1 protein-coding gene is annotated in these 1065 nt (G+C 40.1%); it reads left to right on the forward strand.

What is annotated here, in order from left to right; all coding sequences use genetic code 11:
- Positions 1-26 precede the first annotated feature (26 nt).
- Positions 27-1065 (forward strand): restriction endonuclease subunit S (locus tag BQ7364_RS00060; protein WP_072682799.1); only part of this gene is annotated, 1039 nt, incomplete at its 3' end.

Genomic DNA, 1065 nt, shown 5'->3' on the forward strand with positions numbered 1-1065 from the left:
AAATTCGGATTTATGAAGATAGATAAATGAATGAAAACTGGGAATATAGGCGGATTGGCGACATATGTACTGTTGAACGAGGTGGTTCACCAAGGCCAATAGATTCATTTATTACCGATTCGGATGACGGCATAAACTGGATAAAAATTGGCGATGCGGACGATACGATGTATATAACCAAGACGGCGCAAAAGATTAAACCTGAAGGGATAAAAAAGTCAAGATATGTTAGGCCAGGTGATTTCTTGTTATCCAATTCCATGAGTTTCGGAAAGCCATATATATTGAAAATCAGCGGTTGTATTCATGATGGCTGGCTTGTTCTAAGAGATGAAGAATGTCTTTTTGATAAGAGATTTTTGTACTTCTATCTTAGTTCACCGTCGACGTATAATCAGTTTAAAACAATGGCAGTTGGAGGCGTTGTGAATAACCTGAATAGTGAAATGGTTCGAAATGTGGAAATTCCTATTCCAAACATGGAAGAACAGCTTGAAATTGTTAAAATTCTTGAAAAACTTCAGTCATTAATTGTTGCTCGTAAGCAGCAGCTTTCCGATTTTGACACGCTCATCAAAGCCCGATTTATGGAGCTGTTCGGGAATCCTATTACAAGAGAAAAGGACGAGGAACTGAAAGCTCTCGGAGATTATTGTGATCTAAAGGCAGGCAAGTTTGTTAAGGCATCAGACATAGTAGAAAACAATGTCGAAGGGCTTTATCCTTGCTTCGGTGGGAATGGTCAACGAGGTTTTGTTAGTGATTACACGCATGATGGCGATTTCCCCATTATCGGTAGACAAGGAGCTTTGTGTGGAAATGTGCAGTATGCGAGTGGCAAATTCCACGCTACTGAACACGCAGTAGTTGTGACCCCCAGAATTGAGATGGACAGATATTGGCTCTATTACCTGTTATTGCAATTGAACCTAAATAGATATGCTACTGGAGCTGCACAACCGGGATTGGCTGTTAGCAATCTCGAAAAAATTCATGTTTCTGTACCGAAATTGTCCCTCCAGAAAAAGTTTGCAGACTTCGCTCGTCAGAGCGATAAATCAAAAT

Source organism: Holdemania sp. Marseille-P2844, from assembly GCF_900120005.1.
Taxonomy (GTDB): domain Bacteria; phylum Bacillota_I; class Bacilli_A; order Erysipelotrichales; family Erysipelotrichaceae; genus Holdemania.